Raw genomic sequence first — 20,347 nt, 5'->3', positions numbered from 1 at the left:
TAATAAAATTTTTAAAAACAATTAAAATGGCAGATTTAAAAGATTTCGCAGAACAATTAGTTAACTTAACAGTAAAAGAAGTTAATGAATTAGCTGATATTTTAAAAGATGAATATGGTATAGAGCCAGCAGCGGCTGCAGTAGCAGTAGCAGGACCAGCAGCAGGTGGTGGAGAAGCAGCTGAAGAGAAAACAGAATTTGATGTTATCTTAAAAGCTCCAGGTGGTTCTAAATTAGCAGTAGTAAAATTAGTTAAAGAATTAACTGGTTTAGGATTAAAAGATGCTAAAGCGATCGTAGATAGCGCACCAGCACCAATTAAAGAAGCTGTAACTAAAGATGAGGCAGAAGGTCTTAAAAAGTCTTTAGAGGAAGCAGGAGCTGAAGTAGAGCTTAAGTAATACTTAATCCCGTTTTAAACGGGGTAAACAATAAAGGTTTAGGTACTAGGAACTTAAGTTTCTAGTCCTAAACCATTTTGTGTATATATTCGTTCTTATTTTATCACATAGCGTTTTTATGTGGTTTACGATTATAAAAAACTGATTAACAGTCGGTTGTTGCAATAAAAATTGCATTATTGAAACGATAAGTTTCAAAAAATATATTTTTAATTTAAAAATAGTATCTCTTTTGGCAACGATAAACACTACTGAAAGAATAAACTTCGCATCATCGCAATTAGGAGCTGATTATCCTGACTTCCTAGATATTCAGGTTAAATCTTTCCAAGATTTTTTTCAACTGCAAACTAAAGCAGAAGAGCGAGGCAATGAGGGTTTATACAAAACTTTCATGGACAACTTTCCGATTACTGATACCCGTAATCAATTTGTATTAGAATTTTTAGACTATTTTGTTGACCCGCCAAGGTATAGCATTCAAGAATGTATTGAGCGAGGATTAACACATAGTGTACCTTTAAAAGCACGTTTAAAGTTATATTGTACCGATCCTGAACATGAAGATTTTGAAACAATTGTTCAAGATGTTTATTTAGGTACTATACCTTATATGACTAATTCTGGAACATTTATAATTAATGGAGCAGAACGTGTAGTGGTATCACAGTTACACCGTTCACCAGGTGTATTCTTTGGGCAATCTTTCCACGCTAACGGAACAAAATTATATTCTGCTAGGGTAATTCCATTTAAAGGATCTTGGATTGAATTTGCAACAGATATCAATCAGGTAATGTATGCCTATATTGATAGAAAGAAAAAATTACCAGTAACAACGTTATTCAGAGCCATAGGTTTTGAAAGAGATAAAGATATTTTAGAAATTTTTGATTTAGCGGAAGAAATTAAAGTTTCTAAGGCAGGATTAAAAAAAGTGTTAGGGAGAAAATTAGCAGCAAGAGTATTAAAAACCTGGCATGAAGATTTTGTAGATGAAGATACAGGGGAAGTAGTATCCATTGAACGTAACGAAATTGTTTTCGATCGTGATACAATTTTAGAAAAGGAACATATTGATGAAATAATTGAAGCAGGTGCTAAGACTGTCTTATTACATAAGGAAGATAATCAGCAAGCCGATTATGCCATTATTCATAATACATTACAAAAAGATCCTACAAACTCAGAAAAAGAGGCTGTAGAACATATCTATAGACAATTACGTAATGCTGAACCGCCAGATGAGGAAACAGCAAGAGGAATAATTGAAAAATTATTCTTCTCAGAACAGCGTTATAGTTTAGGAGAGGTTGGTCGTTTTAGAATGAATACTAAGCTTGGTTTAGATGAAGATTTAGATCAGAAAGTATTGACTAAAAATGATATCATTACAATCATTAAGTATTTAATTGAGTTAATAAACTCAAAAGCTGAAGTAGATGATATTGATCACTTATCAAATCGTCGTGTAAGAACGGTAGGAGAACAATTAGCTGGTCAGTTTGGCGTAGGGTTGGCTCGTATGGCACGTACGATTCGTGAACGTATGAATGTTCGTGATAATGAAGTGTTTACTCCAATTGATTTAATTAATGCGAAAACATTGTCGTCTGTAATTAACTCTTTCTTTGGAACAAACCAGTTGTCTCAGTTTATGGATCAAACCAACCCATTAGCTGAAATTACCCACAAACGTCGTTTATCGGCTCTTGGACCTGGTGGTTTATCAAGAGAAAGAGCAGGGTTTGAGGTTCGTGATGTTCATTATACGCATTATGGCCGTTTATGTCCGATTGAAACACCAGAAGGACCAAACATTGGATTAATTTCTTCGTTGGCAGTATTTGCTAAGGTGAATAACCTAGGATTTATTGAGACACCTTATAAGAAAGTTGATAAAGGAGTGGTTGCGCAAGAAGAGCCTATCTATTTGAGTGCTGAAGAGGAAGAAGGGATGAAAATTGCACAATCTAACCTTCCTGTATCTGAAAATGGAACCATTCAACCTGAAAGAGTTATTGCTCGTGAAGAGGGTGATTTCCCATTGGAAAGCCCTGATGCGATTAACTACATGGACGTTGCGCCGAATCAGATTGCGTCAATTTCTGCATCGTTAATTCCATTCTTAGAGCATGATGATGCCAACCGTGCGTTGATGGGGTCTAACATGATGCGTCAAGCGGTACCATTATTGCGTCCTGAATCTCCAATTGTGGGTACAGGTTTAGAACGTAGAGTTGCTAAAGATTCTCGTATCTTAATCAATGCAGAAGGAGCAGGAGTTATTGAGTATGTAGATGCAAACAAAATAACAATAAAGTACGACAGAACAGAAGAGGAAAGAATGGTAAGTTTTGATTCTGATGAGAAGTCATATGATCTAATTAAATTTAGAAAAACGAATCAAGGAACCAATATTAACTTAAAACCAATTGTTAAAGTTGGAGATAGAGTTGAAGAAGGACAGGTGCTGTGTGAAGGATATGCAACTCAAAAAGGTGAGTTAGCACTTGGTAGGAATATGAAAGTGGCCTTCATGCCTTGGAAAGGGTATAACTTTGAGGATGCAATTGTGATTTCTGAAAAGGTTGTTCGTGAAGATATCTTTACGTCTATTCATATTGATGAATATTCTTTGGATGTTCGTGATACCAAATTAGGTGCTGAAGAATTAACCAATGATATTCCTAATGTTTCAGAAGAAGCAACGAAAGACTTAGATGAAAACGGAATGATTCGTATTGGAGCAGAAGTTAATCCAGGTGATATTTTAATAGGTAAAATTACACCAAAAGGAGAATCTGATCCAACACCAGAAGAAAAATTATTACGAGCGATATTTGGTGATAAAGCAGGAGATGTAAAAGATGCATCACTAAAAGCTTCACCATCACTAAGAGGAGTTGTAATTAATAAGAAGTTATTTAAGCGTGCCGTTAAAGACAAAAACAAACGAGCTCGTGATAAAGAAGCGATCGCAGGTTTAGAGGCTGCGTATGTATCGAAGTTCGAAATTTTGAAAGACACATTAGTTGAAAAATTATTCAACTTAATTACAGGAAAAACTTCGCAAGGAGTTTATAATGATTTGGGTGAAGAGGTCTTGCCAAAAGGTAAGAAGTTCACACAAAAAATGTTAAATTCTGTGGAAGATTTTGTTCATTTAAATGGAACTTGGACTACTGATAAAGAATTGAATAGAATGGTTGTGGAATTAGTTCACAATTATAAAATTAAGGTAAATGATTTACAGGGAGTTTTACGTCGTGAGAAGTTTACTATTTCTGTAGGAGATGAGTTACCAGCTGGAATTTTAAAACTAGCGAAGATTTACGTAGCTAAGAAACGTAAATTAAAGGTAGGAGATAAGATGGCAGGACGTCACGGAAATAAAGGTATTGTTGCTCGTATTGTACGTCAAGAAGATATGCCATTCCTAGAAGATGGAACACCTGTTGATATTGTTTTAAATCCATTAGGGGTACCATCTCGTATGAATATTGGTCAGATTTATGAAACTGTTCTTGGATGGGCAGGGCAGAAATTAAGTCAAAAATATGCAACACCAATTTTTGATGGTGCATCATTAGACGAAATAAATAAACTCACTGACGAAGCTGGAATTCCAAGATTTGGGCATACGTATTTATATGACGGTGGAACAGGTAAACGTTTTGATCAACCAGCAACGGTAGGAGTAATTTATATGATTAAACTAGGTCATATGATTGAAGATAAGATGCATGCGCGTTCTATCGGACCATACTCATTAATTACACAGCAACCATTAGGAGGTAAAGCTCAATTTGGAGGTCAGCGTTTCGGAGAAATGGAGGTATGGGCACTTGAAGCTTATGGAGCATCAAGTATCTTACGTGAAATCTTAACGGTGAAGTCTGATGACGTATTAGGTAGAGCTAAAACTTACGAAAGTATCGTTAAAGGTGACGCAATGCCTGAACCAGGATTACCAGAATCATTTAACGTATTAATGCATGAACTTAAAGGTTTAGGATTAGACGTTAAGTTAGAAGAATAATCACAGTGAAATGTCTCGGAGTTAGTCTAACTCTGAGGCAAATCATTTTTTCAATATTAGTCTTAATTTAAAGACACTTATTTTTAATTCGAATCCATTATTATGGCAAGAAAAAACGAAAAATACACTGTTAAAAAGTTTAACAAAATTTCAATTGGTTTAGCATCACCAGAGTCTATTTTAGAAGCTTCTAGAGGTGAGGTGTTAAAACCAGAAACAATTAACTACCGAACGCATAAGCCTGAAAGAGATGGTTTATTTTGTGAACGTATCTTTGGTCCTGTAAAAGATTATGAATGTGCGTGTGGTAAATATAAAAGAATACGATACAAAGGTATCGTTTGTGACCGTTGTGGTGTTGAAGTAACCGAGAAGAAGGTTCGTAGAGACAGAGTTGGTCATATTAATTTAGTGGTACCAGTAGCTCATATTTGGTATTTTAGATCATTACCTAACAAGATGGGATACCTTTTAGGTCTGCCATCTAAAAAGTTAGATATGATTATCTACTATGAACGTTATGTAGTTATTCAACCGGGTATTGCTAAAAACCCTGAAGGAGAGCCATTGAAAAAGATGGACTTCTTAACAGAAGAAGAATATTTAGATATTGTAGATGAACTTCCGCAAGATAACATGTATCTTGAAGATTCTGACCCTAACAAATTTATTGCAAAGATGGGAGCAGAGTGTTTAATCGATTTATTAGAAAGAATCGATCTTGATGAGTTGTCATACGAGTTACGTCATAAAGCAAATACTGAAACTTCTAAGCAACGTAAAAACGAAGCATTAAAGCGTTTAAATGTTGTTGAAGCATTTAGAGATTCTCAAAAAAACAGAGAGAATAAACCAGAATGGATGATTATGAAGGCGGTGCCTGTTATACCACCAGAATTACGTCCATTAGTACCATTGGATGGTGGTCGTTTTGCTACTTCTGATTTAAATGATTTATACCGTCGTGTAATTATCCGTAATAATCGTTTAAAACGATTAATGGAGATCAAAGCACCAGAGGTAATTTTACGTAATGAAAAACGTATGTTACAAGAATCAGTAGATTCATTATTTGATAATACACGTAAAGCTTCAGCTGTAAAAACGGAATCTAACAGACCGTTAAAATCATTATCTGATAGTTTAAAAGGTAAACAAGGACGTTTCCGTCAGAACTTATTAGGAAAACGTGTTGATTATTCTGCACGTTCGGTAATTGTTGTTGGTCCGGAATTAAAATTATTTGAATGTGGATTGCCAAAAGACATGGCAGCTGAACTTTACAAGCCTTTCGTAATACGTAAGTTAATAGAAAGAGGTATTGTAAAGACGGTAAAATCTGCAAAGAAAATTATAGACAGAAAAGAGCCTGTTGTTTGGGATATTTTAGAAAATGTAATTAAAGGGCACCCAGTTTTATTAAACCGTGCTCCAACATTACACCGTTTAGGTATTCAAGCATTTCAACCTAAGTTAATCGAAGGTAAAGCTATTCGTTTACACCCATTGGTGTGTACGGCATTCAACGCCGATTTCGATGGGGATCAGATGGCAGTTCACCTACCTTTAGGACCAGAGGCTATTTTAGAAGCTCAATTGTTAATGTTAGCTTCTCATAATATTTTAAACCCTGCAAATGGGGCTCCAATTACGGTACCATCTCAGGATATGGTTCTTGGTCTTTATTATATGACTAAAGAACGTAAATCTACTCCTGAAGTACCAATTACAGGAGAAGGTTTAACATTCTATTCTCCAGAGGAAGTAACTATAGCTTATAACGAAGAGCGTGTTGACTTAAATGCTGGAATTAAGGTTAGAACAAAAGACTTAAATGAAAATGGTGAAATAATTACCAAAATTATTGAAACAACTGTTGGTAGAGTATTATTCAACGAAGTAGTACCAGAACAAGCAGGATTCATTAATGAGGTATTAACTAAAAAATCGTTAAGAGGAATTATTGGTGGAATATTAAAAGTAACTGATATTCCATCAGTAGGGAAATTCTTGGATTCGATTAAAGACATGGGATATAAATTCGCTTTCCAAGGTGGATTATCATTCTCATTAGGGGATATTATTATTCCACAAGAAAAGTATAAAATGATTGCAGAAGCGAATAAAGAAGTGGATGGAATCATCATGAACTATAACATGGGAATGCTGACCCAAAAGGAACGTTATAATCAGGTTATTGATATTTGGGGTAGAACGAATAATGAGTTAACTGAATTATCGATGAAGCGTTTACGTGAAGATCAGCAAGGATTTAACTCTGTATTTATGATGTTAGATTCTGGAGCTCGTGGATCTAAGGAGCAGATTCGTCAGTTAACAGGAATGCGTGGTCTGATGGCAAAACCTAAAAAATCGACAGCTGGTGGTGGAGAGATTATTGAAAATCCAATTCTTTCAAACTTTAAGGAAGGATTATCAATTTTAGAATACTTTATCTCTACTCACGGTGCTCGTAAGGGTCTTGCAGATACGGCATTGAAAACTGCAGATGCGGGGTATTTAACACGTCGTTTGGTAGATGTTTCTCAAGATGTTATTGTAAATGAAGATAACTGTGGTACTTTAAGAGGGTTAGAGGTAACACCTCTGAAGAAAAATGACGAAATTGTTGAGTCAATTAGTGATAGAATCTCTGGACGTACTGCTTTATATGATGTATATAAGCCAAGAACAGATGAAATTATAGTTGCTGCTGGTGACCTCATTACACCTAAATTAGCCGATGTCATAGAAGAATCGGGTATTGATAGAGTAGAGGTTCGTTCAGCGTTAACTTGTGAATCTAAAAGAGGAATTTGTGCCAAATGTTATGGGCAGAGTTTATCTAGTGGTAAAAAAGTTCAAATTGGAGAAGCTGTTGGAGTAATTGCAGCACAGTCAATTGGAGAACCAGGAACACAGTTAACGCTGCGTACTTTCCACGTTGGAGGGGTAGCAGGAAATATTTCTGAAGACAATAAACTGGTAGCTAAGTTTGATGGTAATGTATCTATTGATGATTTACGTACTGTAAAAGGTAAAGATGCCACAGGAGAAGAAATAGAGATCGTAATTTCTCGTACTGCTGAAATCAAAATTACCAACAAGAAAACAGGAATCACATTAAGTACTAACAATATTCCTTACGGATCTACTATCTTCAATAAAGATCGTAAAAGCATCAAGAAAGGAGATGAAATCTGTCAATGGGATCCATTTAACGGGGTGATTGTTTCTGAATTTGGAGGAAAAGTTAAGTTTGACAATTTAGATCAAGGAATTAACTATTCTGTAGAGATTGATGAGCAAACTGGTAAGCAAGAAAAGGTAATTACTGATTCAAAGAATAAGAAAATTATTGCTTCTTTAATTATTGAAGATGCTGATGGCAACGCTTTACGTTCTTATAGTTTACCTGTAGGAGCGCACTTAATAGTTGATGACGGCGAAAAAGTGGAAGCAGGTAAAACATTAGTTAAGATTCCACGTAAGTCTGGTAAAGCAGGGGATATTACAGGAGGTTTACCACGGGTAACAGAATTGTTTGAAGCTCGTAACCCATCTAACCCAGCTGTAGTTGCTGAAATCGACGGGGTAGTATCGTTCGGTAAAATAAAGAGAGGTAATCGTGAAATAATCATTGAGTCTAAAACTGGTGATATTAGAAAGTACTTAATTAAGTTATCAAATCAGATTTTAGTTCAAGAGAATGATTTTATAAAAGCAGGAATGCCATTATCTGATGGGGCAACAACGCCATCTGATATCTTAAATATTAAAGGGCCTTCGGCGGTACAAGAATACCTAGTGAATGAAATACAAGAAGTATATCGTTTACAAGGGGTGAAAATTAATGATAAGCATTTTGAAGTTGTAGTACGTCAAATGATGCGTAAGGTTAGGATTATTGATTCTGGAGATACGTTATTCCTAGAAAATCAATTAATCCATAAGAATGATTTCATTGAGCAAAATGACGCTATCTACGGAATGAAGATTGTTGAGGATGCAGGTGATTCTGATAACTTGAAACCAGGTCAAATGATTTCGGCACGTCAATTAAGAGATGAAAACTCTATTTTACGTAGAACAGATAAGAACTTGGTGATAGGACGCGATGCACAACCAGCAACAGCTGAACAAGTATTACAAGGTATCACAAGAGCATCGTTACAAACGAAATCGTTTATTTCGGCTGCATCTTTCCAGGAAACTACTAAAGTATTAAATGAAGCTGCTGTTAACGGTAAGATCGATACGTTAGAAGGATTAAAAGAAAATGTAATTGTAGGTAAAAGAATACCTGCGGGTACAGGAATGAGAAGCTACGACAGACAAATTGTAGGGCCTAAAGATGAAATAGAAAATAGTTTATAATAACTAGTATGCAATAACTTAAAGACCTCTAATTTTAGAGGTCTTTCTTTTTAAATTTAGTATAATTATGGAAGAAAATAAAAAAGACCCACAACTAAATATTGAATTGGACCAGGAAATAGCTGAAGGAACCTATAGTAATTTAGCAATAATTAACCATTCAGTATCTGAGTTTATTGTTGATTTTATTAATATTATGCCTGGAGTTCCAAAGGCAAAGGTGAAATCAAGAATAATTTTAACGCCACAACATGCTAAAAGACTGGCAAAAGCATTGAATGATAATATTCGTAAGTTTGAAAAAGCGAATGGAGAGATCAAAGATTATGAACAGCCTCCAATTCCTATGAATTTTGGTGGAACCACTGGAGAAGCATAAAAAAGATCGTTAAACTGGTGTTTTTTTAAGTTTTCATACAACTCATCTTTTCGATGATAATTAAGATGCCATAGTATACCGATTCTAATTTGAAATCACTGTTTAATTTGGTTAGTTATAATTAATTTAAAGGAAAAAATAGTACATTACTTGTTACCAAAGGCTTGAAAATTTGGTTAAACGATTTTTAATAAAAATGAAAAAAAGAAGCGTGTTTATCATAAACACGCTTCTTTTTTTATAAAATAATTTAATCGTATAATACCATTTCTGATGTTAATTCACCGAGCATAGTTGGTTACAGTGCATACGGATATACAGATAAAATATAAGTATGAGTGTAAGGAAATGATGGAGTAATCTTAATTAAGAAGTGATGTTAATGTTGCTCCATAGTTAACTTGTAGTCAGTGTTTTATGTTTACTTCACCTAGAGTGTGCCATTCCATATTTATGGTCATATTTGATATCGCATTCATGAAAAATCTGTGTGTTAAATTATTGTGTAAGACAAACAAAAAGGTAATTAAGTTATGTTTACTCGAATAAAAATCATATCATTACAGAATAAACATAACTTTAACTTGGATTTAATTAGTTAAATTCGGGTCTAATATAAGCTTTTTAATATGGGGGATATTTTGCTTATAGAAAGGTTGAACAATAATGATACAACAGTTTGTAAAATCGTATTCAACCTCTATTATCCAAGACTTTTATTTTTCGCTAAGAGTTATATAAAGCATCATGAAGATGCTGAAGAAATAGTACAAGATGTTTTTGTGAAACTTTTTTCTAAAACAGAAAGCGTAAAAGTAAAAAAAAGCCTTAACAACCTTTTGTTCACAATGACAAGGAATGCTTGCCTAGACTTCTTAAGGAGGAAAAAGCATACCTTATATATCAATGATAATACTTTACAGAGAGAATACTTAGTCAATTACATAGCAATAGGAGATGACGTAAGTATGAAACTTATTGAAGTAGAATTGGAAGAACAAATAAGCAGTGCCATTGCTTTACTTCCAGAAAAATGCAGAAATGTTTTTATTAAAAGTAGAATTGATGGTTTTAAAAACAAAGAAATATCTAATAAATTAAATATCTCTGAGAAAACAGTAGAAAACCATATTACACGTGCATTAAAGCATATGAAAGAGATGTTAAAGGATTATTTAACCATCTTTTAAAAAAAAACAAAAACAGTTTAGGGGGTAAGCTTATTTTTTTCGTCATTACTATAGTGTGTAATAATAGTATACGTGATAATGTTTAAAAAAGATATTATAAAATATTTAGAAAATAAGTGTTCTGAAGAAGAGAAGAGAGAATTACTTCATTGGATTTCTAAAAGAACAGCTAATCAGCAAAAATACAATAAAGTAAAAGCTGAATTTGTGGCGTCAGGCCTTAAAAATATTGATACAGCCAAAGGTGATAAAGCGTATGCTAGTATTTTTAATAAAAGTAAAAATTTTAATTACAACCTAGTTGTAGGGAGTGCTCTAGTTTTACTGCTATCAATAGGGGTATTGTTTCAATACCAAACATCAAGTTTTCAAAATGATAAAAGAACCATATCCGGAGAAAATATTACAGATGTTTCTACGAACCGCGGAGACCAATTTACTGTTTTACTTCCTGATGGAACTACTGTTGTTTTGAACTCCGACAGCAAAATTATTTATCCAAAAAAGTTTTCAGATTCTATTAGAGAGGTGATTCTTGAAGGAGAGGCTTATTTTGATGTGAAGCATAACCCACAGAAGCCCTTTATAGTTAAAACAAGTGATTTAGACATTAAAGTACTAGGTACCACTTTTAATATTAAATCATATTCAGAAGATAAAACAATACAAACAACCTTGGTTTCAGGAAAGGTTGAAGTATTTAAAAAAGAAAGCACCTCTAAATTGGTCTTAAAGCCCTCTCAAAGAGTGGTGTATAATAAAGAAAAAAGTAAGATTACCTTGGATAAGGTTAGAGCAAAAGATATTATATCTTGGAAATCCGGTAGATTAGTTTTTGTTGAAACTCCTTTTTTAGAAGTTTTAACTGATTTGGAAAGGAAGTATAATGTGTCTTTTGAAGTGAAATCTAAAAAAGTACTGGAATATAAGTACTCGGGTAGTTTTAATGATCTGGAAATAGAGGATATTCTAGAAATATTAAAAATTTCTTCTCCAATCTATTTTGAAAAAAACACGAATAACAAAATTAAAATTTATATGAAATAATAAGAAGGAATAAAAAGTAAGAGAGTGCTGCAACACTCTCTTACAAAAGATAATCTTAATCAATTCAGTTTAAATAATTAAAATCATGTAAAATTATGAAAAAAAACAATTCAATGTTTTTTTTAATGGGAAATTCATTATTTAGAATAATGAAAATTTATACGCTTTTGCTTAGTATAACACTTATGAAGGTTATGGCTTTCGAAGGGTATTCTCAAAAGTTGAGTCTAGACTTAAAAAACACAGAACTCAAAAAAGTACTATATACAATAGAAAAAAAATCAAACTATAAATTTTTCTATAATTCTCATTTAGTAAACCCTAATGAAAAAAGAGATATAAATGTAAAGAATGTAGAGGTTGAGGTAATTCTGGATAAACTATTTGATGGAGCAACAATTGACTACAAAATATTAAATAATCAAATAGTTTTATATTCTAAAACTAGAGAACGAAGAAAATTCATAGATTCCGTTTTAACAAAAGGAAGAGATTCTATACTTACCAAAAGTATTCTAAATAATAATGGTCCTAGCCAAATTGAAATAGATGATTTATTTGAGCAGAAAACTACAGTTACAGGAAATGTAAAGGATGCCGATGGATTATCAGTTTTCGGAGCCACTGTTATTATTAAAGGAACTGTTTTTGGTACAGAAACGGACTTTGATGGGAATTATGAAATCTCGGTAGAAAAAGGGAGTACTTTAATATATTCATTTACGGGCTACCTAGACAAAGAAGTGGTTTTTAACGACCAAAAAGTAATAGATGTTGTTTTACAAGAAGATTCTAACGTACTAGAAGAAGTTATTGTTACAGGATATGCAAAGCAACGAAAAGAAAGGGTAACAGGTTCAGTAGCAACTGTAAAGATAGAAAACTTAATTAATAGCCCGAGAGTAACCATTCAGGAAGGAATTCAAGGGAATGTTACAGGAGTACATGTTGTGTCAAGTTCTGGTCAACCAGGTAGTGTGCCAAATGTACGTATCCGAGGAATTGGCTCTTTTGGCTCTTCCGGACCTTTATATGTAATTGATGGATTACAAACGAAGAGCTCTGCTGTTATGACAACTCTAAATTCTAATGACATTCAAAATGTAACAATACTTAAAGATGCAGCGGCTACATCTATCTACGGTACAAGTGGAGCAAACGGTGTAATTGTTATTACAACAAAGTCAGGAAAAAAAGGAAAAACTAGAATCAATGTAAGTACCCAAACAGGTTTTTCAAGCGCTACTATTGCAGAAAATTTTAAATCTTTGAATACTGTAGAGTTACAAGAGTTGTTAATAGAAGGAGTGAAAAATGGCAATTTTGCCTCAACAGATGAGGAGGCTTTAAAGTATTTAACAGACAGAGGCTTTAATCCAGATGTAAATACCGATTGGATGGATCTTTTAACTCGTAATGCCACGTATGAGCAACACAATATATCTGTTAGTGGAGGAGGAGAAAATACTAGTTATTATTTGTCAGGAGGTTTTTATAAGCAAGAAGGGGTTATTTTAAACTCCAACTTAGAAAGATTTAATTTTCTATTGAAAGGATCACATGATATAAGCGATAAAGCAAACGTTTCATCATCGATTAGTTTCAGTAAAAATACTTCAAATGTGAGACCTGATGGTGGTGGATTCGCTAATCCAGTCAGGTCAATTTACAGGCTTCGACCTGATATATCTCCTTATAATGATGATGGAAGTTATAATTTAGATTTTAATGCAACGCACAATCCACTTGCGCAAGCAGAGAATGAAATACGAAGATACATAAGAAACAGGATTGCAGCTGTGCTCGATTTCTCTTATAAATTAAACGATAGGTTTACATATGAAGGAAAGGTAACTGCAGGCTTTCACTTTACTGATAATTTCGAAAGACTACCGAGTGAATTTGGTGATGGAAGACGCGTTAACGGAAGAGGGGCTCAAGCAGGAACTTATTATACGGGTTTGTTGATAAGAAATTTAATCCGATATGATCACAGTTTAGGAGAAAAACATAATCTATCGTATTTCGTTGGTCATGAAATTCAAAAAAATACGGGTAAATCTTATCTTTTAAGAGTAGAAAATATTCCTGATAGATTTGAAGATTTATCAGCGGCGACTCTTCCAACTCGGGCTGAAGAGAGCAGGCAAATTAATGGTAAAAATTCAATATTTGTTAATGGAGAATATTCATATGATAATAAATATCGTATCAGTGGCTCATTCAGACGTGATGGATCAAGTGTATTCGGGAAAAAAAACAGGTTTGGTTATTTTTGGTCTGTTGGTTTAGCTTGGACTATTTCTAGAGAGTCATTTATGAACTCATTAGATTTTATTTCTGACATGAAATTAAGAGCTAGCTACGGAAAATTAGGAAATGATGGTATTGGAACGAATAGATTTATTTCTCGCCTTTCTTCTAGCGGAGGTTATAATACTCAAGTTGCTTCAGGTTTAATTTTAGGTAATCCAAACATTAAATGGGAAGATAGTTTTCCATTGGATATTGGTGTTGATTTTTCGTTGTTTAATAATAGAGTTTCTGGTGCATTTGATTGGTATAGAAGAGTAGGTGAAGATTTGCTAATGTCAGCACCTATTTCTGGAATTAATGGTACGTATACCCTGATAAGTAACGTTGCAAGTACCGAGAATAAGGGGGTTGAAATCACTCTAAATACAGAGAATATTGTATCAAGTTCCGATGGTTTTTCTTGGGAAACAAACTTAAATTTCACTAGAAACAGCAATAAGGTTACGAAGTTAATTAACGATAACGCACCGCAAGAAAGAAGCACTAGTATTAGAAAAGTTGGTGAGGACTTTTATACATTTTACTTACCAATGTACGCAGGAGTTGATCCTTTAAATGGTGATGCACTTTGGTATACTGATGATACAAAAAGCCAGGTAACAAATAATCATGGAGAGGCTAAACAAGTAATAATAGGTAAAGCTTCACCAGATTTTTATGCAGGCTTAAGAAACACCTTCTCCTATAAAAATATATCCTTAAACTTCCAATTATATACCTCTTGGGGCGGGAAAATTTATGATACTTGGGCAAGGTATACAAACTCTGATGGTTCAAGATCTTTATCATCAACTGGAAATATTAATAGAGGAACGTATGAAAGACGATGGCAGAACCCTGGAGACATAACTGATGTACCAAGGTTTGTATATGGAAACACTCAGTCAGGAGCCGCGTCTATGGCTTCATCAAGGTTTATATATGATGGAAGTTATATTAGATTAAGAGAAGCTGAGCTAGCTTATAACTTTGATAGTGATTTAAAAACGAGTTTAGGTATTAATTCGTTAAGAGTTTTCTTAAAGGGAAATAATCTTTGGACTTATGTTAAGGATAAACGATTAGAAAGAGATCCAGAGGCAGGAATTAGTGGTCGTTTGGATCAAGAGATACCTATCGGTAAAACTGTGTTTTTAGGAGTAAATGTTTCATTTTAATTAGGAAGAAATCATGAAAAAAATAATATCAATATTCATAATTATTATTACTTTTTCGGCTTGTAATGAATTAGATCATAGGTTATCTACGTCAATTGATGCTGAAGAAGCAATAACAGATATAACTTCATTGGAGTCATCTGTACTGGGAGGTTATAACTCTTTTCAAAGCGCAAGTCTTTATAATAGAGATTTGCTGGTAATTCCTGATTTAATATCAGAAAATTCTTTTATTGATGCTTTTGATAATACAGGAAGGTTTTTAGACTTTGACAATTTTAATATAGTTAATACCGACGAAAATGTTTCGAATATTTGGTTATCTCTCGGTAGGATAATATCTCAAACATCATATACTATTAGAAAGGCAAGAGAACTGTCTGTGAAATCAACAGAAGTAGATGAAAAGAATCATTTAGTTGGAGAAGCTCATGCTTTAAGAGCATTGGCCTATTATATAATGCAGCAATATTTTTGTCAACCTTATAACTATACTTCAGATGCCTCACATTTAGGAGCTCCATTGCCTGATTTTGATCTTTTAGGGGGAGTTGATATTGTGTTTCCAGCAAGAAGTACCACGAAGCAAGTGTATGATCAAATTATCTTAGATTTAAATCAGGCCGCTAGCCTAATGTCTGATTTTACAAATTCAAATGTTTATCGATTAGGTGAAAGTGGAGTGAATGCACTATTAGCAAGAGTGTATTTGTCTACTGAGAACTGGGATAAAGCTGATGAGTTTTCTAGTAATGTAATTAATGATGGTGGCTATAGCTTAGCTTCAAATAGTAATTATGTCGATTCTTGGTCAAGTAATTTTACTACTGAATCAATCTTTTCAATTTATAATGATAATATTGATGACAGTGCTACAAATAGTATTTTTCATTTATGCTTAGAGTATTTCGACCTTTTTGCTACACCCGATTTTGTCAATACGTTTTCAAATACAGATGTTAGAGGCGGTTTGTATCCTTTACATACTGTTTTAAACGTTAATGTTATTCGAAAGTATCCTTCTAGATACAGTAATATCCCAGTTATACGTTTGTCAGAAATGTTCTTGATTAAAGCTGAAGCGAATGCCAATATGGTAGGAAGGGAAATTGATGCTCAAAATGCTTTATTTACGGTTATGCAAAGAGCTGATCAAACTGCCACGATGCCAACTGAAACAGGAGAAGCTCTTAAAGAACTAGTTTTACTAGAGAGAAGAAAGGAACTTGCATTTGAAGGGTTTAGATTATTTGATTTAACAAGACAGAAAAAGTCTTTTATCAAATATAGGCAAGATGCTTCGTCTATCAATATTACTGCGCCGAGTGATAAAACAATAATGCCTATACCTGTAAACGAGGTAAATGCAAATCCTAATATGGAACAAAATCCAGGGTATTAATAGTTGAACTTCTATGATGAATGAAGGTTAGGGATGATGAGGAATAATGGTTTCGTCATGAGAAGTTTCTGTAATTTTTAAAACATAAAATTAAACACATGAAAATTAAGAATTTATATATATACGTATTAGTGTTAGTTGGAATGATAGCATGTGATACTGAGAATGATGTGATACTTCCTTCTGCTTTTCATTATATTACTTTTGAAAAATCGGAAATACGAGTTAAGGAAGGAGATAGCACTACAGTAGTTGTCAAATTTCTTAGATCTGCTGAGGTATCTAATTCAGAACTAACTTTTGATTATACAATATCTTTTCCTGAAGGAAAAACTGGAGCACAGGAAAATATTGATTATACCTTAGCAAATGGTTCAGGAAGCATTGTACTTCCTGCAGGAGAAAATGAAGTAGCGGTAGAGTTATTAAGCATAAACGATAACACCAATTCAGTAGGAGATAGGTATATTCAGTTCGATTTAGCACCTTCGGGAGATATAATTCTAGGGAGCCCTAGTGATGCAGATGCAAAAAGTGTAACGGTTATTATTGGTGAAGATGATTTAGCAACAATTGCCTATACAAGTTTTGAAGAAGTACCTGCTTTTGTAGGAGATATTTATTACTATAAATCAGGTAATCAGGTTTTAAACAATACTCAAGTTAACAATCCAAGCTCAACAGACCCTTATGTTGATTTTACTGCTACAGGTAATGAATTAGGTTTTGATTCTTCTTTTTTATCCAATGATGTTGGAGATTCTGGAGTCGAGCGTATAGGAGTATTCAAAAATGAAAATTTAGAAACAGCACCAGATGACTTTGAAGCTAGATTTATCAAAGGCAAACAGGGGTTTATTTCATCAGATTTAGATGGAACTCTAGAAATAGTTTTTGATAGGATTGATAATCTTAGTTCGTCTATGACAGGAGTTGTAATAGAAGCTAATATTTATTTTGGAAATTCATCATATGAAGAGAATGATGGGATCGAAATTTTTTATAAAACAGAAGAGGGGTTAGGAGCCCCTATCATTTCATATGTATTTAATGCCGTAGAAAAAAGCAGTTGGATAAATGCATCTGCTACAATTCCGACGGAAAAGTTAAAACCAGGAAACATTGTGGTAAGAATGAAAAATGGAAGTAATTCGGAAATGATATTTTTAGATTATATAGCAATAAAAGGAATTCCTTAGAGAGGTTTGTCTTTCATATAACAAAAATTTAGGCTGTTGTATAGGTGGTGTAAGTACCCATTATGTATTGAAATCCTTATTCTTATTTAACCTGAATTAATTACCCGTCTTTCAACAGTCTTTTAAAACTTTTAATTATGTTACATAATAAATGCTTAAGTCTTACCTTATTAGCTATTATTTTTTTTGGGAATTATGCGTACACTCAAACACTAAAGGATAGAGAATATATAAAAAAGAAGTCTAATCTGAAGAAATTAAAAGAATTAGAACATAGTTTTACTGTTAACTACGCTGATTTGTTAAAAAGAGCTAAAACGTTAAATATTCCAATTAAGCTTTATTCAAAAGGAGTAATAAGTGGAAGTCTTGATGAAATTCGAGATGGAGTACCTTATTATGATTCTGAAACTAATGAAAAGGCAGCGATGTCAAGCAAGGTGCATAATCTTTGGGAGGGAGGTAACTTAGGGCTCAGCTTAACTGGTAAAGATGTCATTATTGGTCATTGGGAAACTTCTGGGATACCACTAGAAAGTCATGTAGAATTTGACGGAAGAGTGATAGCCAAAGATGCAATTGGTTTTTCTAGTCATGCTACTCATACTGCTGGTACTATGATAGCCAAAGGTGTTGTAAATGAAGCGAGAGGAATGGCTTCAGAGGCAATCATACATGCTAGAAACGCTAGTAATGATGAAGCTGAAATGGCTGCATTTGCCGCCGATGGAGGAATTGTTTCCAATCATTCTTATGGTCAAACAGCTTCAAATAGCACGAATATTAAGTATTATGGATATTATAGTAATAGTGCAAGGGAATGGGATCAAATAGCGTATAATGCACCGTACTATTTAATTTGTAGATCGGTTGGTAATAATAGAAATAGTGGGTACAATGCAGGAGATAATGGTTATGATATTTTATTAAAAAAGGCTACAGCTAAAAATGTATTAGTTATTGGAGCCGTAAAAGATGTTGATAATTATATCGGTCCTCAGTCTGTGCAACAAACACCTTTTAGTAGTTACGGTCCTACCGATGATTTTCGTATTAAACCAGATTTAATGGCTAATGGTTATAAGGTTTATTCTGCTGATTATACAGGGAACAATGATTATAACGATAAAAGCGGGACTTCTATGGCTACTCCTGTGGTTACAGGTACGGTAGCATTATTGCAAGAACATTATCATAAGTTGAATTCAAAGTATATGAAATCGGCAACAGTAAAGGCGTTGTTAATTAACAGTGCAGATGAGATCGGCGACCACGCGGGACCTGATTTCGCAAATGGATGGGGACTGTTAAACGCTGAGAAAGCTGCAATACAAATTGATAGCAATTCGTCCACCTCACTTTTACTTGAAGAAGACTTAGAAAATGAGGCGAGTTTTGCCAAAACAATTGAAGTAGATGGCAATGCTCCTCTGTTCGTTACAATAGCCTGGACAGATGTTGCTGGAACTCCTATACCATTTGATATATTGGTTGAAGATCAGTTGGATAGAATGCTTGTTAACGATTTAGATATTAGAATTACAGGTAATGGAAATACCTATATGCCTTGGACATTTACGAATACAACAAGTTTTACAAATCCTGCAGAAAGAGGAGACAATGCTAGAGATAATGTTGAGAAAATAGAAGTACTCGATATTGAAGCTGGAACATATACGATAACCGTAACTCATAAAGGAGATTTAGCAGAGGAAGAACAAGCTTTTTCTCTGGTGATAGATGGGATTAAAGAAGGTACTTTACATACAAAAGAATATGCTATGGAAGAAAGTCTTAATGTGTATCCAAATCCGAGTGAGGGAATTGTCTATGTTAAAAGCTTGAATGATCATAATTTATTTACTAAAGTTCAAGTTTTCGATTTAAAAGGAAGTCTAATACAGAGTTATGATGAGAAGGAATTTAGAAATAGTAATTATGCTATTAAAATAACAAGTAAAGGAATGTATTTTGTCAAAGTAACCACTTTAAAAGGGAGTTTTGTAAGAAAAATTTTAATATTTTAATTTTACTTGGATTTTTTGCGAAAGGATACATACAAGTAAAACAAAAAGGTCTATAGTTTTATAGACCTTTTTCATTGAATTAATTTTTATTTTCTTTTGATTTTATATCGGTTACAAACGTATTCAATCGTTTGCCGTAATCTGAGTTTTTAACTCGATCAGATAAACTATTATTAATAGTATCAAGTAATTTTATGTTAGCGTCAAATAGCTGTGTTAAGGCGATATAAGGAGCTGCTTCACTATCGGAATTTCCGATGGCAAAGTTAGTAGCAAATAAAAATCTACGGCGAACCATTTTGTTATAATCAGCTTCTAGCTGCTTAATCAATTTCTCGTCATTCGCTTGTCTAGCTTCTACATCCTTTTTTATAAAATCTAAACGCTGATTGGTAAACCTTTTATCAACGTCGTTAAATTTATTAAGTACTTCTTGGTTTTTTGAACCTTTAATCTCAGGATTAAAACCAAATTCTTCTACTTTATCATTAATGGTGATTTCTCCTTTTTCTCCAAAAAACAACAAACGCTTATCGTTTGTATTTCCGTTAAAAGTTAAGTAATACATAACAGGAGACTCGACATTGTCTGTTAAAATAAATGTATCATCACCTAGTAATGCAATAGAATCAACTGTTATCAAAGCGGTATCTTTCATCTTTTGAAGGTATAAAGTCCCTTTTTTAAGTCCTTTAATTTGACCTTTAACAATCATGTTTCCTTCTTTTTTAGAAGAACAAGCTACGATTAGTGAAGCTATAATAAATGTATATACTGCTTTTTTCATGGGGCTGTTTAATAATTATGCTT

11 protein-coding genes are annotated in these 20,347 nt (G+C 33.5%); 10 read left to right on the top strand and 1 reads right to left on the bottom strand.

Annotated features, from left to right (window positions below; all coding sequences use genetic code 11):
• Window positions 1-26: 26 nt before the first annotated feature.
• The 10 genes from rplL to AC2TDS_RS08030 all read left to right on the top strand — a co-directional run bounded on the left by rplL (window position 27) and on the right by AC2TDS_RS08030 (window position 19,537).
• Window positions 27-401: a 50S ribosomal protein L7/L12 gene (gene rplL / locus AC2TDS_RS08075; protein WP_484738589.1), complete on the top strand. Its 375-nt coding sequence runs from the start codon at window positions 27-29 to the stop codon at window positions 399-401.
• Window positions 402-633: 232 nt separating this feature from the next.
• Entirely contained in the window at window positions 634-4,443 is a 3,810-nt protein-coding gene (rpoB, locus tag AC2TDS_RS08070; protein ID WP_484738588.1) for a DNA-directed RNA polymerase subunit beta, read from the top strand.
• Between the two features lie 102 nt (window positions 4,444-4,545).
• Window positions 4,546-8,820: a DNA-directed RNA polymerase subunit beta' gene (gene rpoC / locus AC2TDS_RS08065; RefSeq protein WP_484738587.1), complete on the top strand. Its 4,275-nt coding sequence runs from the start codon at window positions 4,546-4,548 to the stop codon at window positions 8,818-8,820.
• Window positions 8,821-8,887: 67 nt separating this feature from the next.
• Window positions 8,888-9,199 (top strand): DUF3467 domain-containing protein, encoded by a 312-nt coding sequence (locus AC2TDS_RS08060; protein WP_484738586.1) that lies wholly within the window; start codon window positions 8,888-8,890, stop codon window positions 9,197-9,199.
• Between the two features lie 629 nt (window positions 9,200-9,828).
• Window positions 9,829-10,389, top strand: coding sequence for an RNA polymerase sigma-70 factor (locus tag AC2TDS_RS08055; protein ID WP_484738585.1), 561 nt, complete (start codon window positions 9,829-9,831; stop codon window positions 10,387-10,389).
• Window positions 10,390-10,467: 78 nt separating this feature from the next.
• Window positions 10,468-11,436 (top strand): FecR family protein, encoded by a 969-nt coding sequence (locus AC2TDS_RS08050; RefSeq protein ID WP_484738584.1) that lies wholly within the window; start codon window positions 10,468-10,470, stop codon window positions 11,434-11,436.
• A gap of 95 nt (window positions 11,437-11,531) precedes the next feature.
• Window positions 11,532-14,909, top strand: a complete 3,378-nt coding sequence (locus AC2TDS_RS08045) for a TonB-dependent receptor (RefSeq protein WP_484738583.1) — start codon at window positions 11,532-11,534, stop codon at window positions 14,907-14,909.
• Window positions 14,910-14,922: 13 nt separating this feature from the next.
• Window positions 14,923-16,311 carry a RagB/SusD family nutrient uptake outer membrane protein gene (locus AC2TDS_RS08040; protein WP_484738582.1) on the top strand — a complete coding sequence of 463 codons (1,389 nt, stop codon included), beginning with the start codon at window positions 14,923-14,925 and terminating at the stop codon, window positions 16,309-16,311.
• A gap of 98 nt (window positions 16,312-16,409) precedes the next feature.
• Window positions 16,410-17,510, top strand: coding sequence for a hypothetical protein (locus AC2TDS_RS08035; RefSeq protein WP_484738581.1), 1,101 nt, complete (start codon window positions 16,410-16,412; stop codon window positions 17,508-17,510).
• A 137-nt stretch (window positions 17,511-17,647) separates the two neighbouring features.
• Complete coding sequence (locus AC2TDS_RS08030) at window positions 17,648-19,537, top strand: S8 family serine peptidase (RefSeq protein WP_484738580.1); 1,890 nt, start codon at window positions 17,648-17,650, stop codon at window positions 19,535-19,537.
• A gap of 79 nt (window positions 19,538-19,616) precedes the next feature.
• On the opposite strand, the gene AC2TDS_RS08025 is transcribed toward AC2TDS_RS08030, so the two are convergent.
• On the bottom strand, window positions 19,617-20,324 hold the full coding sequence (locus AC2TDS_RS08025; protein ID WP_484738579.1) for a DUF4369 domain-containing protein: 708 nt from the start codon (window positions 20,322-20,324) through the stop codon (window positions 19,617-19,619).
• Window positions 20,325-20,347 lie beyond the last annotated feature (23 nt).

This window comes from Tenacibaculum profundicola, from assembly GCF_057220795.1.
This window is presented reverse-complemented; position numbering and strand designations above follow the sequence as displayed.